Genomic DNA, 17,069 nt, shown 5'->3' with positions numbered 1-17,069 from the left:
GGTCGCTTGCAGCTGATCTTTACACCTTGCTTTCCAGTTCTGGAATCGCTTCGAACAGGTCAGCAACCAGACCGTAGTCGGCAACACCGAAGATCGGCGCTTCTTCGTCCTTGTTGATCGCAACGATCACCTTGGAGTCCTTCATGCCGGCCAGGTGCTGGATGGCACCGGAGATGCCCACCGCGATATACAGGTTCGGTGCAACGATCTTGCCGGTCTGACCGACCTGCATGTCGTTAGGTACGAAGCCTGCGTCAACAGCGGCACGGGATGCGCCTACGGCAGCGCCGAGCTTGTCGGCGAGCTTGTAGAGCATCTCGAAGTTGTCGCCGTTCTGCATGCCGCGGCCGCCGGAAACGACGATCTTGGCACCGGCCAGTTCGGGACGGTCGGACTTGGCCAGCTCTTCACCGACAAAGCTCGATACACCGGCATCCTGCGCGCTGGATACAGCTTCAACGCTGGCGCTGCCGCCTTCGGCAGAAACCGGATCGAAACCGGTGGTGCGCACGGTGATAACCTTGATCGCGGCATCGGACTGCACGGTAGCAATAGCGTTACCGGCATAGATTGGACGTTTGAAGGTATCGGCGCTCTCGACCGCGATGATCTCGGAGATCTGATCAACGTCGAGCAGGGCAGCAACGCGCGGCATGTAGTTCTTGCCGTTTGTGCTGGCAGCGCAGATCACGTGGCTGTAGTTCTTGCCCAGTTCGGCAATCAGCAGCGCGATGTTTTCTGGCAACTGATGGCCATAGACAGCGTTATCCGCCAGCAGGACCTTGGTGACGCCTTCGACCTTGGCTGCTTCGTCAGCTACCGCAGAGCAGTCTTCGCCAGCTACCAGCAGGTCGATGTCACCGCCGATGGCCTTGGCCGTGGCAACGATGTTCAGGGTCGCGGCATTCAGCGCGGCGTTGTTGTGTTCGGCAATAACCAAAATTGTCATTTAGATCACCTTGGCTTGGTTCTTCAGTTTGTCGACCAACTCGTCCACAGAACCTACCTTGATACCGGCACTGCGAGCGGTGGGGGCTTCAACCTTGAGAGTCTTGACCGTGGAAGCGGTGCTGACACCGAGCTCGTCGGGCTTGAGCACTTCCATCGGCTTCTTCTTTGCCTTCATGATATTCGGCAGCGACGCGTAGCGCGGCTCGTTCAGGCGCAGGTCGGTGGTCACGATGGCAGGCAGTTTCAGATCGACTGTCTGCAGGCCGCCGTCGATTTCACGGGTAACCTTGACGCTCTCGCCGGAAACTTCAACAGCAGAGGCAAAGGTGCCCTGGCCGTAACCGCTCAGTGCAGCGAGCATCTGGCCTGTCTGGTTGTTGTCGGAATCGATGGCCTGCTTACCGAGAATGACCAGCTGGGGCTGTTCCTTGTCGACAACAGCCTTGAGCAGCTTGGCAACAGCCAGCGAGCTCAGGTCTTCGGCGCAATCAACCAGGATGGCACGATCGGCACCCAGGGCCAGGGCGGTACGCAGCTGCTCCTGAGCAGCGGTCGGACCAATGGACACAGCGACAACTTCAGTCGCGACGCCTTTTTCTTTCAGGCGCACGGCCTCTTCCACGGCAATTTCGCAGAAGGGGTTCATGGACATCTTGACGTTGGCGAGATCGACACCGGTATTGTCCGCTTTGACGCGGACCTTGACGTTGTAATCAACCACGCGCTTAACGGCGACGAGGATTTTCATGGACGCTAGTCCTCCACAAGTCTATGGGACGCCCGGAGGCGCATGACAATTAAGGGGTTGCATAGGATACCGAGCCAATACACTGCCCGATAGTGCCAATTTGCTAAAACACATGGCAAAAGTGCCGGAATAACGGCGAAATTGCCGTTATTCCGGTAGAGATGTCGCTCAGGCTACGCTCATCAGCTTAGCGTATGCTTCCAGATGATGGTCGTCGTCACCCAACTGATGACTGATCATGACCAGACGCTTGGCGTAGTGGGCCAGCGAATATTCCCAGGTCATCGCGATACCGCCGTGCAGCTGGATCGCCTCTTCGGCAACCTTGCGCGCGGAACGGTTTACCAGGAACTTGGCTGCAGCAAGAGTCCGGCTGCGCTCTTCACTGTCAGCCTCGTCAGCGACGCAGGCGGCAAGAATGGTCATCGAGGTAGCCTGCTCCAGTTCAGTACGCATATCCACCATGCGGTGCTGCAGTGCCTGGAACTTGCCGATCGGTACACCGAACTGCTTGCGCTGCTTGAGGTAGTCAAGCGTCATGTCGCAGGCCACTTCCATCGCGCCGATGGCTTCGGCGCACAGCGCGGCCATCGCGCGGCCAGCCTGATAGGTTATGGCAGCGAAGGCTTCACCGGCCGTACCGAGCAGTTCGCCCTGAACATTGTCCAGGAACAGCTCGCAACCCTTGCGACCATCTACAGTCGCGTATGTGCGGCGGCTGACGCCGGCAGCGTTGGAATCGATGATGAACAGGCTGATTCCCTGCTCGTCACGGACGTCGCCAGCGGTACGGGCCGATACCAGAATCTTGCCAGCGGTGTGACCACCGATGACTACAGCCTTGCGGCCGCTCAGGGTCCAGTCGCTACCGTCCTGCTTGGCGGTGGTCTGCACATCGTTGAGCAGGTAATGGCTGCTCGGCTCGTCGAATGCGACGGCGGCCTGCAGCTCACCGCTGGCGATCGCGCCCAGCAGCTCTTCCTTTTGTGCGTCCGAACCCAGCTGGGTGATCAGACCGCCGGCCAGGATGACCGATTCCATGTAGGGCTCCAGGGTAATACCGCGACCCAGTTCCTGCATGATCAGCATGTTTTCCACGCCGGTGCCGCCAAAGCCACCGAGTTCCTCGGGGAAAGGAATGGCGGTCAGGCCCAGTTCACCCATCTGCTGCCAGAATTCAGGGCTGAAGCCAGTCTCGCTCGCGCTGAATTTCTCGCGCTTGTCGAAGGTGTAGGCGTCGCGTACCAGACGCGCCGCGGTTTCCTGCAGCATCTGTTGCTCTTCTGTGAGTTTGAAGTCCACGACTAATCTCCTACAGTTCCAGAATCATTTTAGAGACGATGTTCTTCTGGATCTCATTGGATCCGCCGAAGATCGACAGTTTGCGCATGTTGAAGTAATCACCTGCCAGCGCCGGGCTGGATTCGGTGTTCAGCATCTCGCCGTCATAATCATATTCCAGCTCCTCCGGCAGGAAGGGCAGGGCATACGGGCCAATCGCCTTGCGCAGCAGATTGGTGATCGCCTGACGGATTTCGGTGCCCTTGACCTTGAGGATCGAGCTCTCGGCACCGGGTACGCCACCTTCCTTCGCGGCTGCGATGATGCGCAGCGTGCTCATTTCGGCGGCCATCAGTTCGATTTCAACCTCCGCGACCTGGGCACGGAAAACCGCATCGTCGATAAGCGGCTTGCCGTTCTTGTGCTGCTGCTTGGCCACCTTCTTCAGGTGGGTCAGCGCCGCTTTGGAGGCGCCGATGCCGGCCAGGCCCGTGCGTTCGTGGGTCAGCAGGTACTTGGCGCAGGTCCAGCCCTTGTTCTCTTCGCCGACCAGGTTCTCTACCGGCACCTTGACGTCGTCGAAGAACACTTCGTTGACTTCATGGTCGCCGTCCAGGGTGATGATCGGACGTACGGTGATACCCGGAGTCGCCATATCGATCAGCAGGAAGGAAATACCGCGCTGTTGCTGGGCTTCGGGATCGGTACGCACCAGACAGAAAATCCAGTTGGCGTGCTGGCCCAGGGTAGTCCAGGTTTTCTGACCGCTGACGATGTAGTGATCACCTTCACGGACTGCGCGGGTCTTCAGCGAGGCCAGGTCAGAACCGGCGCCTGGCTCGGAATAACCTTGGCACCACCAGTCTTCACCGGAGAGAATGCGCGGCAGGTAGTGCTGCTTCTGCTCTTCTGTGCCGAACTTGATGATCACCGGAGCAACCATGTTGACGCCGAACGGAACGGTGCGCGGCGCGCCGAAAGCAGCAGACTCTTCGTCAAAGATGTGTTTTTCAACGGGTCCCCAGGTAGTGCCGCCGTGCTCGACTGGCCAGCCTGGTGCGTACCAGCCACGCTTGGACAGGATTTTCTGCCAGCGCTCATGGTCTTCCTTGGACAGGTTCTTGCCGTTCTTTACCTTGGCAGAGATGTCTTCGGGCAACTCGTTCTTCAGGAACTCCCGCACTTCATCGCGGAAAGCGAGTTCTTCTGGGGTGTAATGAATGTCCATGTCAGGTCCTCGTTTAAATACAGTTCCGGGCCTGCGGTTTGTGCCGCGCGGCCCCGGTCATTAGTGATCGGCTATCAGAGATCGGCGAACTTACGGCCTTCTCTGGCAAGCTTCTCCAGCAATGGAGCAGGTTTCCACCAGGCGCCGTGCTCCTTGTGGAAAGCGCTGATCCGGGCATACACCTGATCCAGCCCAAGACTGTCAGCATAAAACATCGGGCCACCCTGATGTGCGGGGAAGCCGTAACCATTGATGTAAATGACGTCAATGTCACTGGCGCGCTGGGCAATACCTTCCTCGAGGATCTTCGCGCCCTCGTTGATCAATGCAAACAGGGTACGCTCGAGAATGTACTCCTCCGACAGCTGGCGACGTTCTATACCCTGTTCCTTTGAAGCCGCTTCGAGGATCGCCGGCAGGGCTGGATTGTCCAGTGGCGTGCGCGAGCCTTTTTCGTACAGGTAGAAGCCGCGACCGGTCTTCTGACCCAGCATACCTGCCTCGGCCATGCGATCAAGGATCGTCGGCAGCTTGAATTCAGCCGGCAGCGTTTCGCGTTGGCGGGTGCGGATGCTCAGACCGATGTCCAGGCCGGACAGATCACGCATCGCAAACGGGCCCATGGCCATGCCGAACTTGCGCAGTGCGCCATCGACCTGGGCTGGAGTGGCGCCCTCCTCGAGCAGGAATTCGGCTTCGCGGCCATACTGAAAGACCATGCGATTGCCAACAAAGCCGTCGCAGACGCCGACCGGGACGGCGACTTTCTTCAGCTTCTTGCCGATCGCCATCGCGGTCGCCAGGACGTCCTTGGCGGTCTTCTCGCCGCGGACGACTTCGAGCAGACGCATCACGTTGGCCGGGCTGAAGAAATGCAGGCCCACCACGTCCTGCGGACGCTGGGTGAATTCGGCAATCTGGTTCAGATCCAGCGAAGAGGTGTTGCTGGCCAGGATCGCGCCGGGTTTGCAGTGTTTGTCCAGTGCTTCGAAAACGGCCTGCTTGACCTTCATGTCTTCGAAAACGGCCTCGACCACCAGATCCACGCTGGACAGATCGGCATAATCGGTCACGCCTTCGATCAGCGCGAGACGCTTGTTCATCGCGTCTTCAGTCACGCTGCCGCGCTTCACACTCATCATGTAGGTGTCGCGGCAACGCTGCATGGCTTTGCTCTTGGCGTCCTCGCTGACTTCCAGAATCTTCACCGGAATGCCGGCGTTGGCAAAGCACATCGCGATGCCGACACCCATGGTGCCGCCGCCAATCACGCCGGCAGACTTGATCTCGCGGGTCGGCGTGTCCTTGGGCAGGTCGTCGATCTTCGAGGCCAGACGCTCGGTAAAGAAAGCGTGCACCAGTGCTCCGCGCTGCGGCGACACCAGGCACTCGGCGAACAGTTCGCGCTCGCGCTTGAGACCCTCTTCCAGCGGCAGCGTGAAGGAGGCTTCGACAGCGGAGATGCAACGCTGTGGCGAGAACAGGCCAGGCATCTTTTTCTCGATCTCGGCACGCTTGGCCGCAACCAGCGCCGCGTTGTCGATGCCTTCGAGCTTGTCGGTACGCTCGCCGGTGCGGCGGGCACCCTTGCCCTGATCAATCAGCTTTTGCGCGTAGGCGATGCCGGCAGCGGTCAGGTCGCCCTCGATCAGCTCGTCGACTATGCCCAGCTCATGAGCATCGACCGCGCCTATCGGGTTGCCGCTGACGATCATGTCCAGGGCTTTCTGTACGCCAACCAGGCGTGGCAGGCGCTGGGTGCCACCGGCGCCGGGCAGCAGACCCAGCTTGACTTCCGGCAGGCCGACTTTCGCACTCTTCAGCGCAATGCGGTAGTGGCAGCTGACGGCCACTTCCAGGCCACCGCCCAGCGCAGTGCCGTGAATGACGGCAACGCTCGGCTTGCTGCCGGCTTCGATGCCATTGACCACTTCCGGCAGACCAGGCGCTTTCGGCGGCTTGCCGAATTCCTTGATGTCGGCACCGGCCATAAAGGTCGAACCTTCGCAGACCAGGACGATGGCTTTGACCTCGGGATCGGCTTCGGCGGCGTTGAAGCTTTCCTGCAGGCCCTCGCGTACCGCGATACCCAGGGCGTTGACCGGGGGGTTGTTGACCCTGACAACCGCTATGGCGCCTTGTCGTTCCAGTGTGACCACGTCCGACATGCTCAATCTCCATCTGTTGTGATGATAAAAGCTGTTTCGCTATGCGTATTCAGTTTCACTATGCGAAATAATGAAATCATATTCCGCTAGGCAAAATACAAAAAAATAAAGCCGTTGTCGATGCCTGGTAAGAATGAAATACACACCGATCAGCTGGAGTGATGGCCTAGGGGACACCATTGCCCGCCTGGAGTCCGTAATTGGACTCTTCAGGCGGTGGTAGATCTAGATTGCCTCTGGATAACTTCCAGCATCAGACACCTAGCCGTTCGATATCCCGCGCCAGCATCGCCAGTTGGTGGGCCAGCTGGTTCTGAACCTTCTCCTCCGACACCAGATACGACGGCGCGCCGCAGGTCAGGGCCATCAAGGTGCCGTCCTGCAGCTGCAGCGGCACGCCAGCAGCGTTGACGTTGCGGTCCCAGTCACCCAGGGAAAGACAGAATCCGTGGCGCGCGTAGTCCTCGAAGGCTTTCTCCAGGCGCACGGCGGTCTCCGGCCAGGTGTCGGGGCTGCGGTCGGCCAGTGCGGCGATCACATGGCTGCGCTCTTCTTCCTTCATGGCTGCCAGATAGGCGCGACCGGCGGCCGTGGTGCCCAGCGGCAGGCGCACGCCGACGTCCATGCGCAGGGAGGTGGTTTCCGCCGGGCGGCAATTTTCCACATAGATCATCGATAAACGGTCACGGCAGGTCAGGCCAACGGACGTGTTGGTCGAGCGCGCAAACTCATCCATGTAGGGCTTGGCCAGTTGGCGTACGCGCAGATTGGAGACGTAGGCGTAGCCCAGCGCGAGCACGCCTGAGTCGAGTTGGTATTTTTCCAGTTGCGGCGAGTAGCTCAGATAGCCGAGCTTGGTCAGCGTGTAGGTCATGCGCGAGACGGTCGGTTTGGGCAGGCCGGTGATCCGGGCGATATCCTGATTGCCCATCACGACGCTGCCCTGGCTGAAAGCGCGCAGCACATCGAGACCGCGCGACAGCGCCTCGACAAACTTGCGATCCTTGGCCGGTGTGGCTTCACTGAGTGTACTGAGGTCGTCGTTCATGGCCGGTTACCTTGCTAAAGCGCAGCCTGCACTCGCGATCACTGTACGGCGTGATCGGGGCGGCTTTGTTCTGTTTTTATTGTGACGAGCGCGGAATCGTACCGATTCTGCCTGGCGGTACGATTTTGCGTGCGTCCCAATGATTGCACAGCGAAAGGCGATAGAATAGCATCTTTTTGGTATTGTATTCCGCTGTGCAAAATCACGATCCAAATAAGAGGTTCTCATGTCGACACCCGCTCACTCTACCGTCGGTGCCCAGTTGGCGCAGTCGGGACACACCAATATCAGCGACGTGCTGGCCAAAGCCTGCCAGGATTATGGCGACAAACCGGCCTTCTCCTGCGGTACCGATACGCTGAGCTTCACCGGGCTGGAACAACGCGCCGACGCTTTTGCCCGCTACCTGCGCGGACCGGCCGGCCTGCAGCCGGGCGATCGGCTGGCCATCCAGTTACCGAACCTGCTGCAATACACCATTGCCATTTTCGGTGCGTTAAAAGCCGGGCTGGTGATCGTCAATACCAATCCGCAATACACCCCCTACGAAGCACGTCACCAGTTTGCCGACTCCGGCGCGAAGGCCGTCGTGGTGCTCGACAAGCTGGTGCCGCTGGTGCGCAAGATTCAGGGCGAAACTGAGATCGAGTTGCTGATCGTCACCGGCCTGGATGATTTCGCCCATCCCGAATATGTCAGCGAAGCCGACGACGAAGTGCGCTTCATGCAGGCGCTACGCGAAGGCGAAAAGCTCCCGCCAGTAAAGCCCGAACGCGATCTGGATGACCTGGCGCTGCTGCAATACACCGGCGGCACTACCGGAGTATCCAAGGGCGCGATGCTGTCGCACCGCAATATTCTCAGCAACGTGCTGCAGGCGACCAATATCATTCGTCCGGGTGACGTGGAGTATGGCAATGAGGTCCGGGTGTCGCCGTTGCCGCTGTACCATATCTTCGCATTCACGGCCAATTGCATCGCCTCGGTGGCCACCGGTTTCCACAGCGTGCTGATCACCAACCCGCGCGATCTGGACGGCATGATTGCCGACCTCAAGCGTCACCGGATCACGCTGCTGACCGGCATCAATTCACTGTTCGTCTCGCTGATGGCGCACCCCGAGTTCGACAGCATCGACTTCAGCCGCCTCAAGTGGGTCAACTCCGGTGGTGCACCGCTGAACACCGAAATTGCCAAGCGCTGGCAGGCCCGGACTGGCAGCGTGGTGCGCGAAGGCTATGGCCTGACCGAGACCTCGCCGGTAGTCGTCGCCTCCACCGCGTTCACGCCCTACAAGGAAGGCTTTATCGGCCGCGCTGTGATCGATACCGAAATGCGTACCGTCGACGACGATGGCAAGGAGACACCGCGCGGCGAGCCCGGCGAGCTGTTGATCCGCGGCCCGCAGGTAATGCAGGGTTACTGGCAGCGCCCGGAAGCCACCGCAGAAAGCATCACCGAGGATGGCTGGTTGAAGACCGGCGATGTTGGCGTGATAGACCAGGAAGGCTTTCTCAAACTGGTCGATCGCAAGAAGGACATGATTCTGGTCTCGGGTTTCAATGTCTATCCCAACGAGATCGAGGATGTGGTCATGCAGCATCCGGGCATTCGCGAGTGTGTGGCCGTGGGTATCCCCGACGAGAAAAAGGGCGAGGCGATCAAGCTGTTCGTCAGCCTGAGCGACAACAGTCTCGACAAGGACGCAATCATTGCCCACTGCCGAGAGCATCTGACCGGGTACAAGGTGCCCAGCTCGGTAGAGATCCGCGACGATCTGCCCAAGTCCACCGTCGGCAAGCTGCTGCGCCGGGTGCTGCGCGATGAAGCACGCGCTCAGGTTGCTTCATGAGCGCGCTGACATATCAGGTGAACAATGGCCTGGCGGAAATCGCGATGGACGACGGCAAGGTCAACGCCCTCTCCGAGGCGATGATAGGGGATCTGCTGGTCGCGCTGAGCAAAGCTGCTGAAGCCGATCTGCCGGTGCTGATTTTTGGTCGTTCCGGATGCTTCAGTGCCGGTTATGATCGTCGATTGATCGCCGCCGGTGGGCCAGCCAGTGTGGCGATGCGGGCCGCCGGTGACAGGCTGACCCTGGCCCTGCTGGATCATCCCGCGCCGCTGGTGATTGCCTGTACCGGGCATGCGATGGCCAAGGCCGGTTTCATGCTGCTGCTGGCCGACTATCGGCTGGGGGCTGCCGGAGGTTTCCGGGTGAGTCTGAACGAAGTGGCGATCGGCATGACCATGCCGGATGCGGCGATGGCTCTGGCGCGCGAGCGCCTGGCACCCACCTGGCTTTCGCGTTGTGCGCTGCAGGCTGAAGCACTTGATCCGGTACAGGCCTTGGCGGCCGGCTTTCTCGACGAGTTGGCCTCGCCGGCGCAATTGCTGGGCAAGGCGCGCGAGAAGCTCACCACGCTTGCCGCGCTTGACCGCCGCGCCTACCGTGAATCACGCCAGCTGCTCAACGCTCCGCTGCGTGCAGAGCTGGTAAAGCTGCTGGCGCTGTCCTGAAGGTTCAGCGTTAGCCGCGCTGGTAGGTACCAATCAGGCGGTTCATCGCAAGGCAATGCGGCTCGACCTTGGCCAGTAGTTCCCAGAGGCTGAGATTGGCCGGCAGATCAAGCTCCTGGTCCAGTGCCAGTACCCAGAAGTAGTACTTGTGCTGGCCGTGGCCCTCGGGCGGCATCGGGCCTTTATAACCGGTCTTGCCAAAGTTGTTCTTGCCCTGAGTGAAGTCGCCGGTGCCTTCCTTTAGCTCGGTTACAGAGCCGGGGATGTTGTACAGCGTCCAGTGCACGAACCCGTAAGTACCATTGGCCGAGATCAGCGGCGCATCCGGATCGTGACAGATGACAGCATAACCTTGGGTGCCCTCGGGCGGATTGCTCCAGCTCAGCGCCGGGGAAACATCTTCTCCTTCACCGGTGAAGCGGGCGGGGATGGCGCCATCGTGACTGAAGGCGCCGCTGGTCAGCTGCATGTCGTTGGAAAATGCGAAACCCATACTGTACTCCTTGATTTTCAGCGATTGAGTGATCGATCGAGAATGCGTTCTCAGCGAATCAGCGCGCTGAGCAGCCACAAGCCAAACAGCAGCCAGATCACTGCTCCGACAAACTGCCGCCGCAGCAGCGAGCGCACGCCGGCATAGATCAGCAGCAGGCCGATGATGACCGCGACGACGGTAAAGATATTGCTGTCTACGCCCAGTGCGCGGGAAAATCCGTCTACAAAGGCGCTGCTCGCACCGCTCAGGACGTCGAATACCCAGGCCAGGCTGTCGACAACCAGACGGACCAGTGTGCCCAGAGCTTCACCCAGCCATTCAAAGGGATTGGACGATAATTGCATTAATTGTTTCCACGATAATTCAGGCGTTAGCGCAGGCATACCTTAGCAGAAGTCGGTCTACTGCCGTACGCAGGCGATGCAGCATAGAGTGCCGGGCGGGAAGATGAACAGGAAAACCCACCGGCCCGATTCGGAGAAAAAGCGCTGTGCTTCTCTCGTCCGGGAGCGGTGGGGTTTGCACTCAGACTCGCTCGATGACCGCAGCGACACCCTGGCCCAGGCCGATGCACAGGCTGACCAGCGCATAGCGCTTGCCGGTGCGCTCCAGCTGGCGCAGCGCCGTCAGCGTCAGACGCGCACCGGAGGCGCCGAGGGGATGGCCGACGGCAATCGCGCCACCGTTGGGGTTCAGCCGTGGATCGTTGAAATCCAGGCCGAGCATCTTCGCGCAGCCCAGCACCTGGGACGCAAAGGCCTCATTGATCTCGATCACATCCATGTCATCCAGCGTCAAGCCTGAGCGGGCCAGAGCCTTCTTGCAGGCTTCGACCGGGCCCAAGCCCATCAGGCGTGGCTCAACACCGGCCACCGCGCCGCTGAGGATGCGTGCCCGCGGCGTAATGTTGTATTTCTTGCCTACCGCTTCGTTGCCGATCAGCAGCGCCGCGGCGCCATCGTTTACGCCTGAGGCGTTGCCGGCGGTGACCACGCCGCCTTCGAACAGCGGGCGCAACTTGCCGAGTGCTTCCATATCGCTCTGCGGACGGGGATGCTCATCCTGGTCAACGAGCTTGGCTGGCTTCTTGCGACCTTGGGAGACCTCGATGGGATGGATCTCTTCGGCGAAGAATCCCTCAGCGCGGGCTTTTTCATACAGCGCCTGGCTGCGGGCGGCGTAGGTGTCTGCCTCCTCGCGAGTGATGCCCAGCTTCTCGGCGACGTTGTCGGCGGTCTCGGGCATGGTGTCGCAGCCGTATTCCTTCTCCACTTTCGGGTTAGGGAAGCGCGCACCGATAGTACTGTCGAACGCGCGGAACTCGCGGGAGTAGGGGCTCTCGCTCTTGGCGATAACGAATGGCGCACGGCTCATGCTCTCGGCACCACCGGCGATAATCAGCTCGCCTTCGCCGGCTCGGACCATGCGATGGGCGTCTAGAACCGCAGCCAGACCGGAGCCGCACAGGCGGTTGACCGTCAGGCCGGGTACTTCCTGCGGCAGGCCAGCCAGCAACGCGGCATGGCGGGCAATGTTGCGCGCATCTTCGCCGGCCTGGTTGGTGCAACCCATCACCACGTCTTCATAGTCACCTTGATCGAAGGGGTTACGGGCAACCAGAGCGCGCATAACTTCGGCGAGCAGATCATCCGGGCGCACGCTGGCCAGAGCGCCGGCGTGGCGGCCGAAAGGGGAACGCAAACCATCATAGATATAGGCAGTCATTAACGCTTACTCCTGGAAATCGGGTGTAGTGAGAGGCAGATCGAGCTGCACGCGGCGGCGCAGCCAGGGGCTGGGACGGTAGCGGGGCTCGCCGTAGGTCTGCTGCATGTTGGTCAGAATGGTCAGGATGTTCTGTTTGCCGTAATGCTCGCCAAACGCCAGAGGACCCTTCGGATAACCCAGGGCCAGCTGGATCGCCCGGTCGAGCGTTTCGGGGGTGGCAATGCCTTTCTGGGCAATTTCGCTGCCCAGGTTGGCGACGCCAGCGATCAGCCGCTGGATCACGAAACCCGGAGAGTCATTGATCACTTCCACCGGTACGCCGTCTGCAGACAGCGCTTGGTGTGCCTGCGCCACCAGTGCAGCCTCGGCGGCGGGCTGGCGCATCAGCGTGCGGCGCTTGTCCCAGCTGGCCAGGCTGTCCAGCGCCAGGGTCCGGGCGGCGGGTAGTTGCAGGCGGGTCAGGGCAGCGGTGCAGTCTTCACCCAGTGGTGTGATCAGGCATATGGCGCTATCAGAGGGCTGCGCACCGCTTTCCAGCGAGGCGCCGGCTTTTTCCAGCACGCTGGCAACGTTCGCGCGCAGCGCGGCATCTTCGCTCTGCAGCCAGAAGGGACGGTCGACGATTACGGTTTCCGGCGCGCGCTCTTGCGGCTCAATTTTCTGGCCGTCCTCGTAGCGGTAGAAACCCTGGCCAGTCTTGCGACCCAGCAGCCCGGCGGCTACGCGCTGGGCGGCGATGAACGAGGGCGTATAGCGCGGGTCGTGATAGAACTGCTCGTAGACCGACTCCATTACCGCGTGGGATACATCCAGGCCGGTCAGGTCGAACAGTTCGAACGGACCCATGCGGAAACCGGGGCCGTCGCGCAGGATGCGGTCGATCTGCGCGGGTGTGGCAATGCCTTCGCTGAGTATGCGCAGCGCTTCTGTGCCGAACGCGCGGCCGGCATGGTTGACCAGGAAGCCGGGGGTGTCCGGCGTGATCGCGGCAAAGTGACCGGCATTTTCGGCCAGCTTGACCAGGTTCTGGATAACGCCTTCTTCCGTGCGTTCGCCGCGCACCACTTCGACGATTTTCATCACTGGTACGGGGTTGAAGAAGTGGAAGCCGGCCACCCGTTGCGGGCGCTTGCAACTGCTGGCGATCCGGGTCACCGAGAGCGATGAGGTGTTGGTGGCCAGCACGCACTCATCGCTGACCAGGGCTTCAAGCTGGTCGAACAGCTTCTGCTTGACCTCGAGTAGCTCGACGATCGCCTCGATCACCAGATCGCAATCCTTCAGGTCGCTCAGTTCTGCCGCCGGCTGCATGCGTTGCATGGTCGCGTCGAAATCGGCTTCGCTGAGCTTGCCCTTGGCAACCGAGCGCTTGAGCAGGTTGCGGTTGAAGTCGATCGCGTCGTCGATGGCTTCAGAGCGCGTATCATGGATCAGGACCTGCTGACCGCTGCTGGCGAACAGCTGGGCAATACCACGGCCCATCGCGCCTGCGCCGATCACGCCAATTCGGTTGAACATGCAATGCCTCCTCGGTTATTCTTGTTTCGCTGTGCGAAATAGTATTTCGTTCATGACCGTGCGAGATTAAATCCTGCGCCGGATGAGCGCAAGTTCGTCGATGGCGGACCTGTGGCATACTCTGCAGCCAATCCTCCAAGCCAATATCTGCATCAGTGTAGTGAACAAAAGGTGACCTAGCCGTGAACCCCGACCATCGCCAGGCAGTGGCACAGTCCGTAACCGGATTCTTTCAGGACCTGGGCTGTGAATTGCTCGAATACTCCGAGGGCCGCGCCGTCGTTGCCTTGACCCTGACCGAAAAACATCTGAATAACGCCAGCAACCTGCACGGGGGTGTGACCGCCAGCCTGCTCGACATCGCCATGGGTTTGTGTGGCACCTGGGCGCCGAGCGCCGAAGAGCGCCGGGTCGCTATCACGCTCTCGATGAACGTCAATTTCTCCGCTACCGCAGCCCTGGGCACCCGGGTACGCGCGGTGGCTACCCGGCGCAGTGGCGGGCACAAGATATTCATGGCTGCCTGCGATCTGCTCGACGAGAACGACACCCTGCTGGGTTTCGGCGAGGGCGTGTTCAAGAAAGGTGCCTACCGCAAGGATCTGCCGTGAGCTGTGAGCCGGGCCGCCCATGACTACTGTGCTTCTGCCGCTGGGCGTTGCCCTTGAACTGCTGGCGCTGCTCAGCCAGACCTCGTGGCTCAGCTGGCTGGCAGCACTGGCGTTTCTGGCGTACTTCCTGCTGCATTTCAACCGCCTCAATCCTTACCCGCGCTGGCTGGGCATCATCACTCTCGGCGTCCTGGTGGCGGCTGCATTCAATCCCCGAACCGACGCCTCGTTATGGCCGAAGCTGGCCGGTTCGGCGGCCTATTACACCAGCTTCCTCGGCGCCCTGGGCCTGATGCAACTGCTGGCCAAGCGGCTGCCGCAGCTCAGTGAGCTGCACAAGGCGCTGCTATCAGGTTCCAAGGTAGTGCTCTACCCGCGTTATGTGCTGACCGCCGGCAGCATCGGCTCGATCCTCAACTTCGGCATGATGAACCTGCTTTGCGGCACCCTGGCGACCCATCTGCGGCGCTATCCGTTGACCGATCTGCAGCGCCGCGAGGGTCTGCGCAGCGTCATGGTCACCACCCTGCGCGGCTTTGCGCTGGTGCCGCTGCTGGCGCCGACCAGTGTGACCATTGCGATCATTTCCCGGGAAATGCCCGAACTGTCCTGGAGCAGCATGGTGCCCTATGGCGCGGTGGCCGCGGTGATGATGATCCTGGTTGGCTGGCGCCGCGAAACCCGCGGGTTGCTGGCGCTGCGTGACGATATCGGCGACACCACCCGCGCCGAGGGCATGTGGGGTCTGCTGGGTGGCAGCCTGCTGGGGCTGATGCTGATCGGTCTGTTGGCCTGGCAGACGGTACTCAGCGCACCGCAGTCGGCGATGTTGCTGGTCCCGGTGGGCGTGACGCTGTATCTGCTCTGGCGTGACCGCTCGCCGAAGCAGGCGCTGGGCGAGATCGCCGAGAACATGTCGAGCATGCACAACGAGATGTTCATCTTCGGCTGCGCTGCGCTGCTCGGCGGCGCGCTGGGCGCAATCGCCCCGCTGGAGGAAATAGCCGCGTGGCTGGCCGCCGAGCCCAAGTACAATCTGCTGCTGGCGGTAGTGAGTCTGTTCAGTACTATTACCCTGGCGGTGCTCGGTGTGGCACCGATCGTCTCGCTGTCGCTGATCGCCGGGTTGCTCTCCCAGTTGGCGCTGCTCGGCGTGCCGATCATGACGCCGGCAGTGGGGCTGATGTGTGGTTTCTCGCTGGCAATGATCTGCTCGCCATTCGGCCCCTCGACGCTGATACTGGCGCGCTATAGCGGGGAAACGCCTTTTCGCGTGGCCTTCGGCTGGAACGGACGCTTTGTTGCAAGCGTGATGCCGCTGCTGCTGCTGCTGTTGTTCGCCACCTACTGGTGGCACAGCTGAGACCCTGAACCCGATGACAGGTTGATCGAGCATGCCCGAACTACCCGAAGTGGAAACCACCCGGCGCGGTATCGCGCCGCATCTGGAGGGGCGCACCGTGACCCGGCTGGTGGTGCGCGAGCGTCGGCTGCGCTGGCCGATTCCAGAAGACCTGGCGATCCAGATCGAGGGCCAGACCTTCAGCCAGATCCGCCGCCGGGCCAAGTATCTGCTGATGGATATTGGCGGCGGTAGCCTGATCAGCCATCTGGGCATGTCGGGTAACCTGCGCCTGGTGCCAGTGGGTACTCCGTCGCTCAAGCATGAGCATGTGGATATCGAACTGGATTCCGGTTTGGCGCTGCGCTACACCGATCCGCGGCGTTTCGGTGCGATGCTCTGGATCAAGGCCGGCGAGGTGCACCCGCTGCTCTCGCGGCTGGGTCCCGAGCCGTTGTCCGATCTGTTTGACGGCGAGCGCCTGTACCAGTGCTCGCGGGGCAAGACCAGTGCGGTCAAACCCTTCATCATGGATAACGCGGTGGTGGTCGGTGTCGGCAACATCTACGCCAGCGAAGCGCTGTTTGCTGCCGGTATCGATCCTCGCCGCGAAGCCGGGCGTATCAGCCGCGCCCGTTACCAGCGCCTGGCAGCAGAAATCCGCCGCGTACTCGCGCATGCGATCGAGCGTGGCGGTACTACCTTGCGCGATTTCACCGGTGGCGACGGCCAGCCAGGTTATTTTCAGCAGGAGCTGTTCGTCTATGGCCGCGGCGGTGAATTGTGCAAGCTTTGCGGCACTACCTTGTCGGAGACCCGCCTGGGGCAGCGCAGCTCGGTTTTTTGCCGTCTTTGCCAACGTTAACCTATCTTCCGGCGGAGGCTTGCAGCCGGTGTATTGTGCCTGGCGCAGGGTTCTGGCTTACTGTCGAAGAGCTCTTGGCCCACGCGGGTCGCATTTCCACGGCATCGGATTCCGCAATTCCGCAATTCCGCAAATGTGCCTACAATGATGAGTGACGGCTATCCCGGATGGATAGCTCAACAAGACCAAAGGCCTCTCGGGCCACAACCAGGGATTCCCAATATGCGCCTGTTACGTCACACCACAGCCTTGATGGCTGGCCTGCTGCTCAGCGCTGCTGCACAGGCTGTCGAGCCGAATCAAACCGGATACGTCGGATACACAGATGAGCCTGGCTACTTCGCGATGATTGGTGATCTGCTCATCGCCCGCCCGCTGCTCGCGGGCGTTACCGCAATCGGTGCCGCGGCTTTTGTGGTCAGTCTGCCCTTCACGCTGGCGGCCGGTAATACCGCTGAGGCCGGACGCGAGCTGGTAGTACGGCCTGGCGAGGCGACCTTTGTCCGCTGCCTGGGCTGCACCAAGAGCGGTTACGGCCGCAAGCACAGCGACGAGCGTCGCTGAT

The 17,069-nt window shown here is 60.9% G+C and carries 16 protein-coding genes; 6 read left to right on the top strand and 10 right to left on the bottom strand.

Annotated features, from left to right (window positions below; all coding sequences use genetic code 11):
• Positions 1-19 precede the first annotated feature (19 nt).
• From ABYA88_RS00705 to ABYA88_RS00680, 6 genes are all read right to left on the bottom strand, one after another.
• Complete coding sequence (locus ABYA88_RS00705; RefSeq protein WP_373184506.1) at positions 20-949, bottom strand: electron transfer flavoprotein subunit alpha/FixB family protein; 930 nt, start codon at positions 947-949, stop codon at positions 20-22.
• Complete coding sequence (locus ABYA88_RS00700) at positions 950-1,699, bottom strand: electron transfer flavoprotein subunit beta/FixA family protein (RefSeq protein ID WP_373184504.1); 750 nt, start codon at positions 1,697-1,699, stop codon at positions 950-952.
• Positions 1,700-1,867: 168 nt separating this feature from the next.
• Positions 1,868-3,001 carry an acyl-CoA dehydrogenase family protein gene (locus tag ABYA88_RS00695; RefSeq protein ID WP_373184502.1) on the bottom strand — a complete coding sequence of 378 codons (1,134 nt, stop codon included), beginning with the start codon at positions 2,999-3,001 and terminating at the stop codon, positions 1,868-1,870.
• 10 nt (positions 3,002-3,011) lie between these two features.
• A complete protein-coding gene (locus ABYA88_RS00690) occupies positions 3,012-4,208 on the bottom strand; it encodes an acyl-CoA dehydrogenase family protein (RefSeq protein WP_373184500.1) in 1,197 nt (398 codons plus the stop codon).
• A 74-nt stretch (positions 4,209-4,282) separates the two neighbouring features.
• The gene (locus ABYA88_RS00685) at positions 4,283-6,376 is read right to left on the bottom strand and encodes a 3-hydroxyacyl-CoA dehydrogenase NAD-binding domain-containing protein (RefSeq protein ID WP_373184499.1); all 2,094 of its coding nucleotides are present in this window, start codon (positions 6,374-6,376) and stop codon (positions 4,283-4,285) included.
• Positions 6,377-6,629: 253 nt separating this feature from the next.
• Complete coding sequence (locus tag ABYA88_RS00680; RefSeq protein WP_373184497.1) at positions 6,630-7,424, bottom strand: IclR family transcriptional regulator; 795 nt, start codon at positions 7,422-7,424, stop codon at positions 6,630-6,632.
• 226 nt (positions 7,425-7,650) lie between these two features.
• Between ABYA88_RS00680 and ABYA88_RS00675 the strand changes: the two genes are divergently transcribed.
• Together ABYA88_RS00675 and ABYA88_RS00670 are read left to right on the top strand one after the other, a co-directional pair.
• Positions 7,651-9,276 (top strand): AMP-binding protein, encoded by a 1,626-nt coding sequence (locus ABYA88_RS00675; RefSeq protein WP_373184495.1) that lies wholly within the window; start codon positions 7,651-7,653, stop codon positions 9,274-9,276.
• A complete protein-coding gene (locus tag ABYA88_RS00670) occupies positions 9,273-9,944 on the top strand; it encodes a crotonase/enoyl-CoA hydratase family protein (protein WP_373184493.1) in 672 nt (223 codons plus the stop codon). Before ABYA88_RS00675 ends, ABYA88_RS00670 begins: the two co-directional genes overlap by 4 nt.
• A 10-nt stretch (positions 9,945-9,954) precedes the next feature.
• Here the strand turns inward: ABYA88_RS00670 and ABYA88_RS00665 are convergent, their stop codons facing one another.
• The 4 genes from ABYA88_RS00665 to ABYA88_RS00650 all read right to left on the bottom strand — a co-directional run bounded on the left by ABYA88_RS00665 (position 9,955) and on the right by ABYA88_RS00650 (position 13,686).
• Positions 9,955-10,437: a YbhB/YbcL family Raf kinase inhibitor-like protein gene (locus ABYA88_RS00665; protein ID WP_373184491.1), complete on the bottom strand. Its 483-nt coding sequence runs from the start codon at positions 10,435-10,437 to the stop codon at positions 9,955-9,957.
• A gap of 50 nt (positions 10,438-10,487) precedes the next feature.
• Positions 10,488-10,784, bottom strand: coding sequence for a hypothetical protein (locus ABYA88_RS00660; protein ID WP_373184489.1), 297 nt, complete (start codon positions 10,782-10,784; stop codon positions 10,488-10,490).
• Positions 10,785-10,965: 181 nt separating this feature from the next.
• Entirely contained in the window at positions 10,966-12,165 is a 1,200-nt protein-coding gene (locus tag ABYA88_RS00655) for a 3-oxoadipyl-CoA thiolase (protein WP_373184487.1), read from the bottom strand.
• 6 nt (positions 12,166-12,171) lie between these two features.
• Entirely contained in the window at positions 12,172-13,686 is a 1,515-nt protein-coding gene (locus tag ABYA88_RS00650; protein WP_373184485.1) for a 3-hydroxyacyl-CoA dehydrogenase, read from the bottom strand.
• 182 nt (positions 13,687-13,868) lie between these two features.
• Between ABYA88_RS00650 and ABYA88_RS00645 the strand changes: the two genes are divergently transcribed.
• The 4 genes from ABYA88_RS00645 to ABYA88_RS00630 all read left to right on the top strand — a co-directional run bounded on the left by ABYA88_RS00645 (position 13,869) and on the right by ABYA88_RS00630 (position 17,068).
• Positions 13,869-14,297 (top strand): PaaI family thioesterase, encoded by a 429-nt coding sequence (locus tag ABYA88_RS00645; protein ID WP_373184483.1) that lies wholly within the window; start codon positions 13,869-13,871, stop codon positions 14,295-14,297.
• Between the two features lie 19 nt (positions 14,298-14,316).
• On the top strand, positions 14,317-15,660 hold the full coding sequence (locus tag ABYA88_RS00640; protein WP_373184481.1) for a hypothetical protein: 1,344 nt from the start codon (positions 14,317-14,319) through the stop codon (positions 15,658-15,660).
• A gap of 31 nt (positions 15,661-15,691) precedes the next feature.
• Positions 15,692-16,504 (top strand): bifunctional DNA-formamidopyrimidine glycosylase/DNA-(apurinic or apyrimidinic site) lyase, encoded by an 813-nt coding sequence (gene mutM, locus ABYA88_RS00635; RefSeq protein ID WP_373184479.1) that lies wholly within the window; start codon positions 15,692-15,694, stop codon positions 16,502-16,504.
• A 222-nt stretch (positions 16,505-16,726) separates the two neighbouring features.
• Complete coding sequence (locus tag ABYA88_RS00630) at positions 16,727-17,068, top strand: multidrug transporter (protein ID WP_373184478.1); 342 nt, start codon at positions 16,727-16,729, stop codon at positions 17,066-17,068.
• Position 17,069 lies beyond the last annotated feature (1 nt).

Source organism: Halopseudomonas sp. (assembly GCF_041579695.1).
Lineage (GTDB): Bacteria > Pseudomonadota > Gammaproteobacteria > Pseudomonadales > Pseudomonadaceae > Halopseudomonas.
Note: the sequence above shows the minus strand (reverse complement) of the source record. Positions and strands in the feature narration are given on the sequence as shown.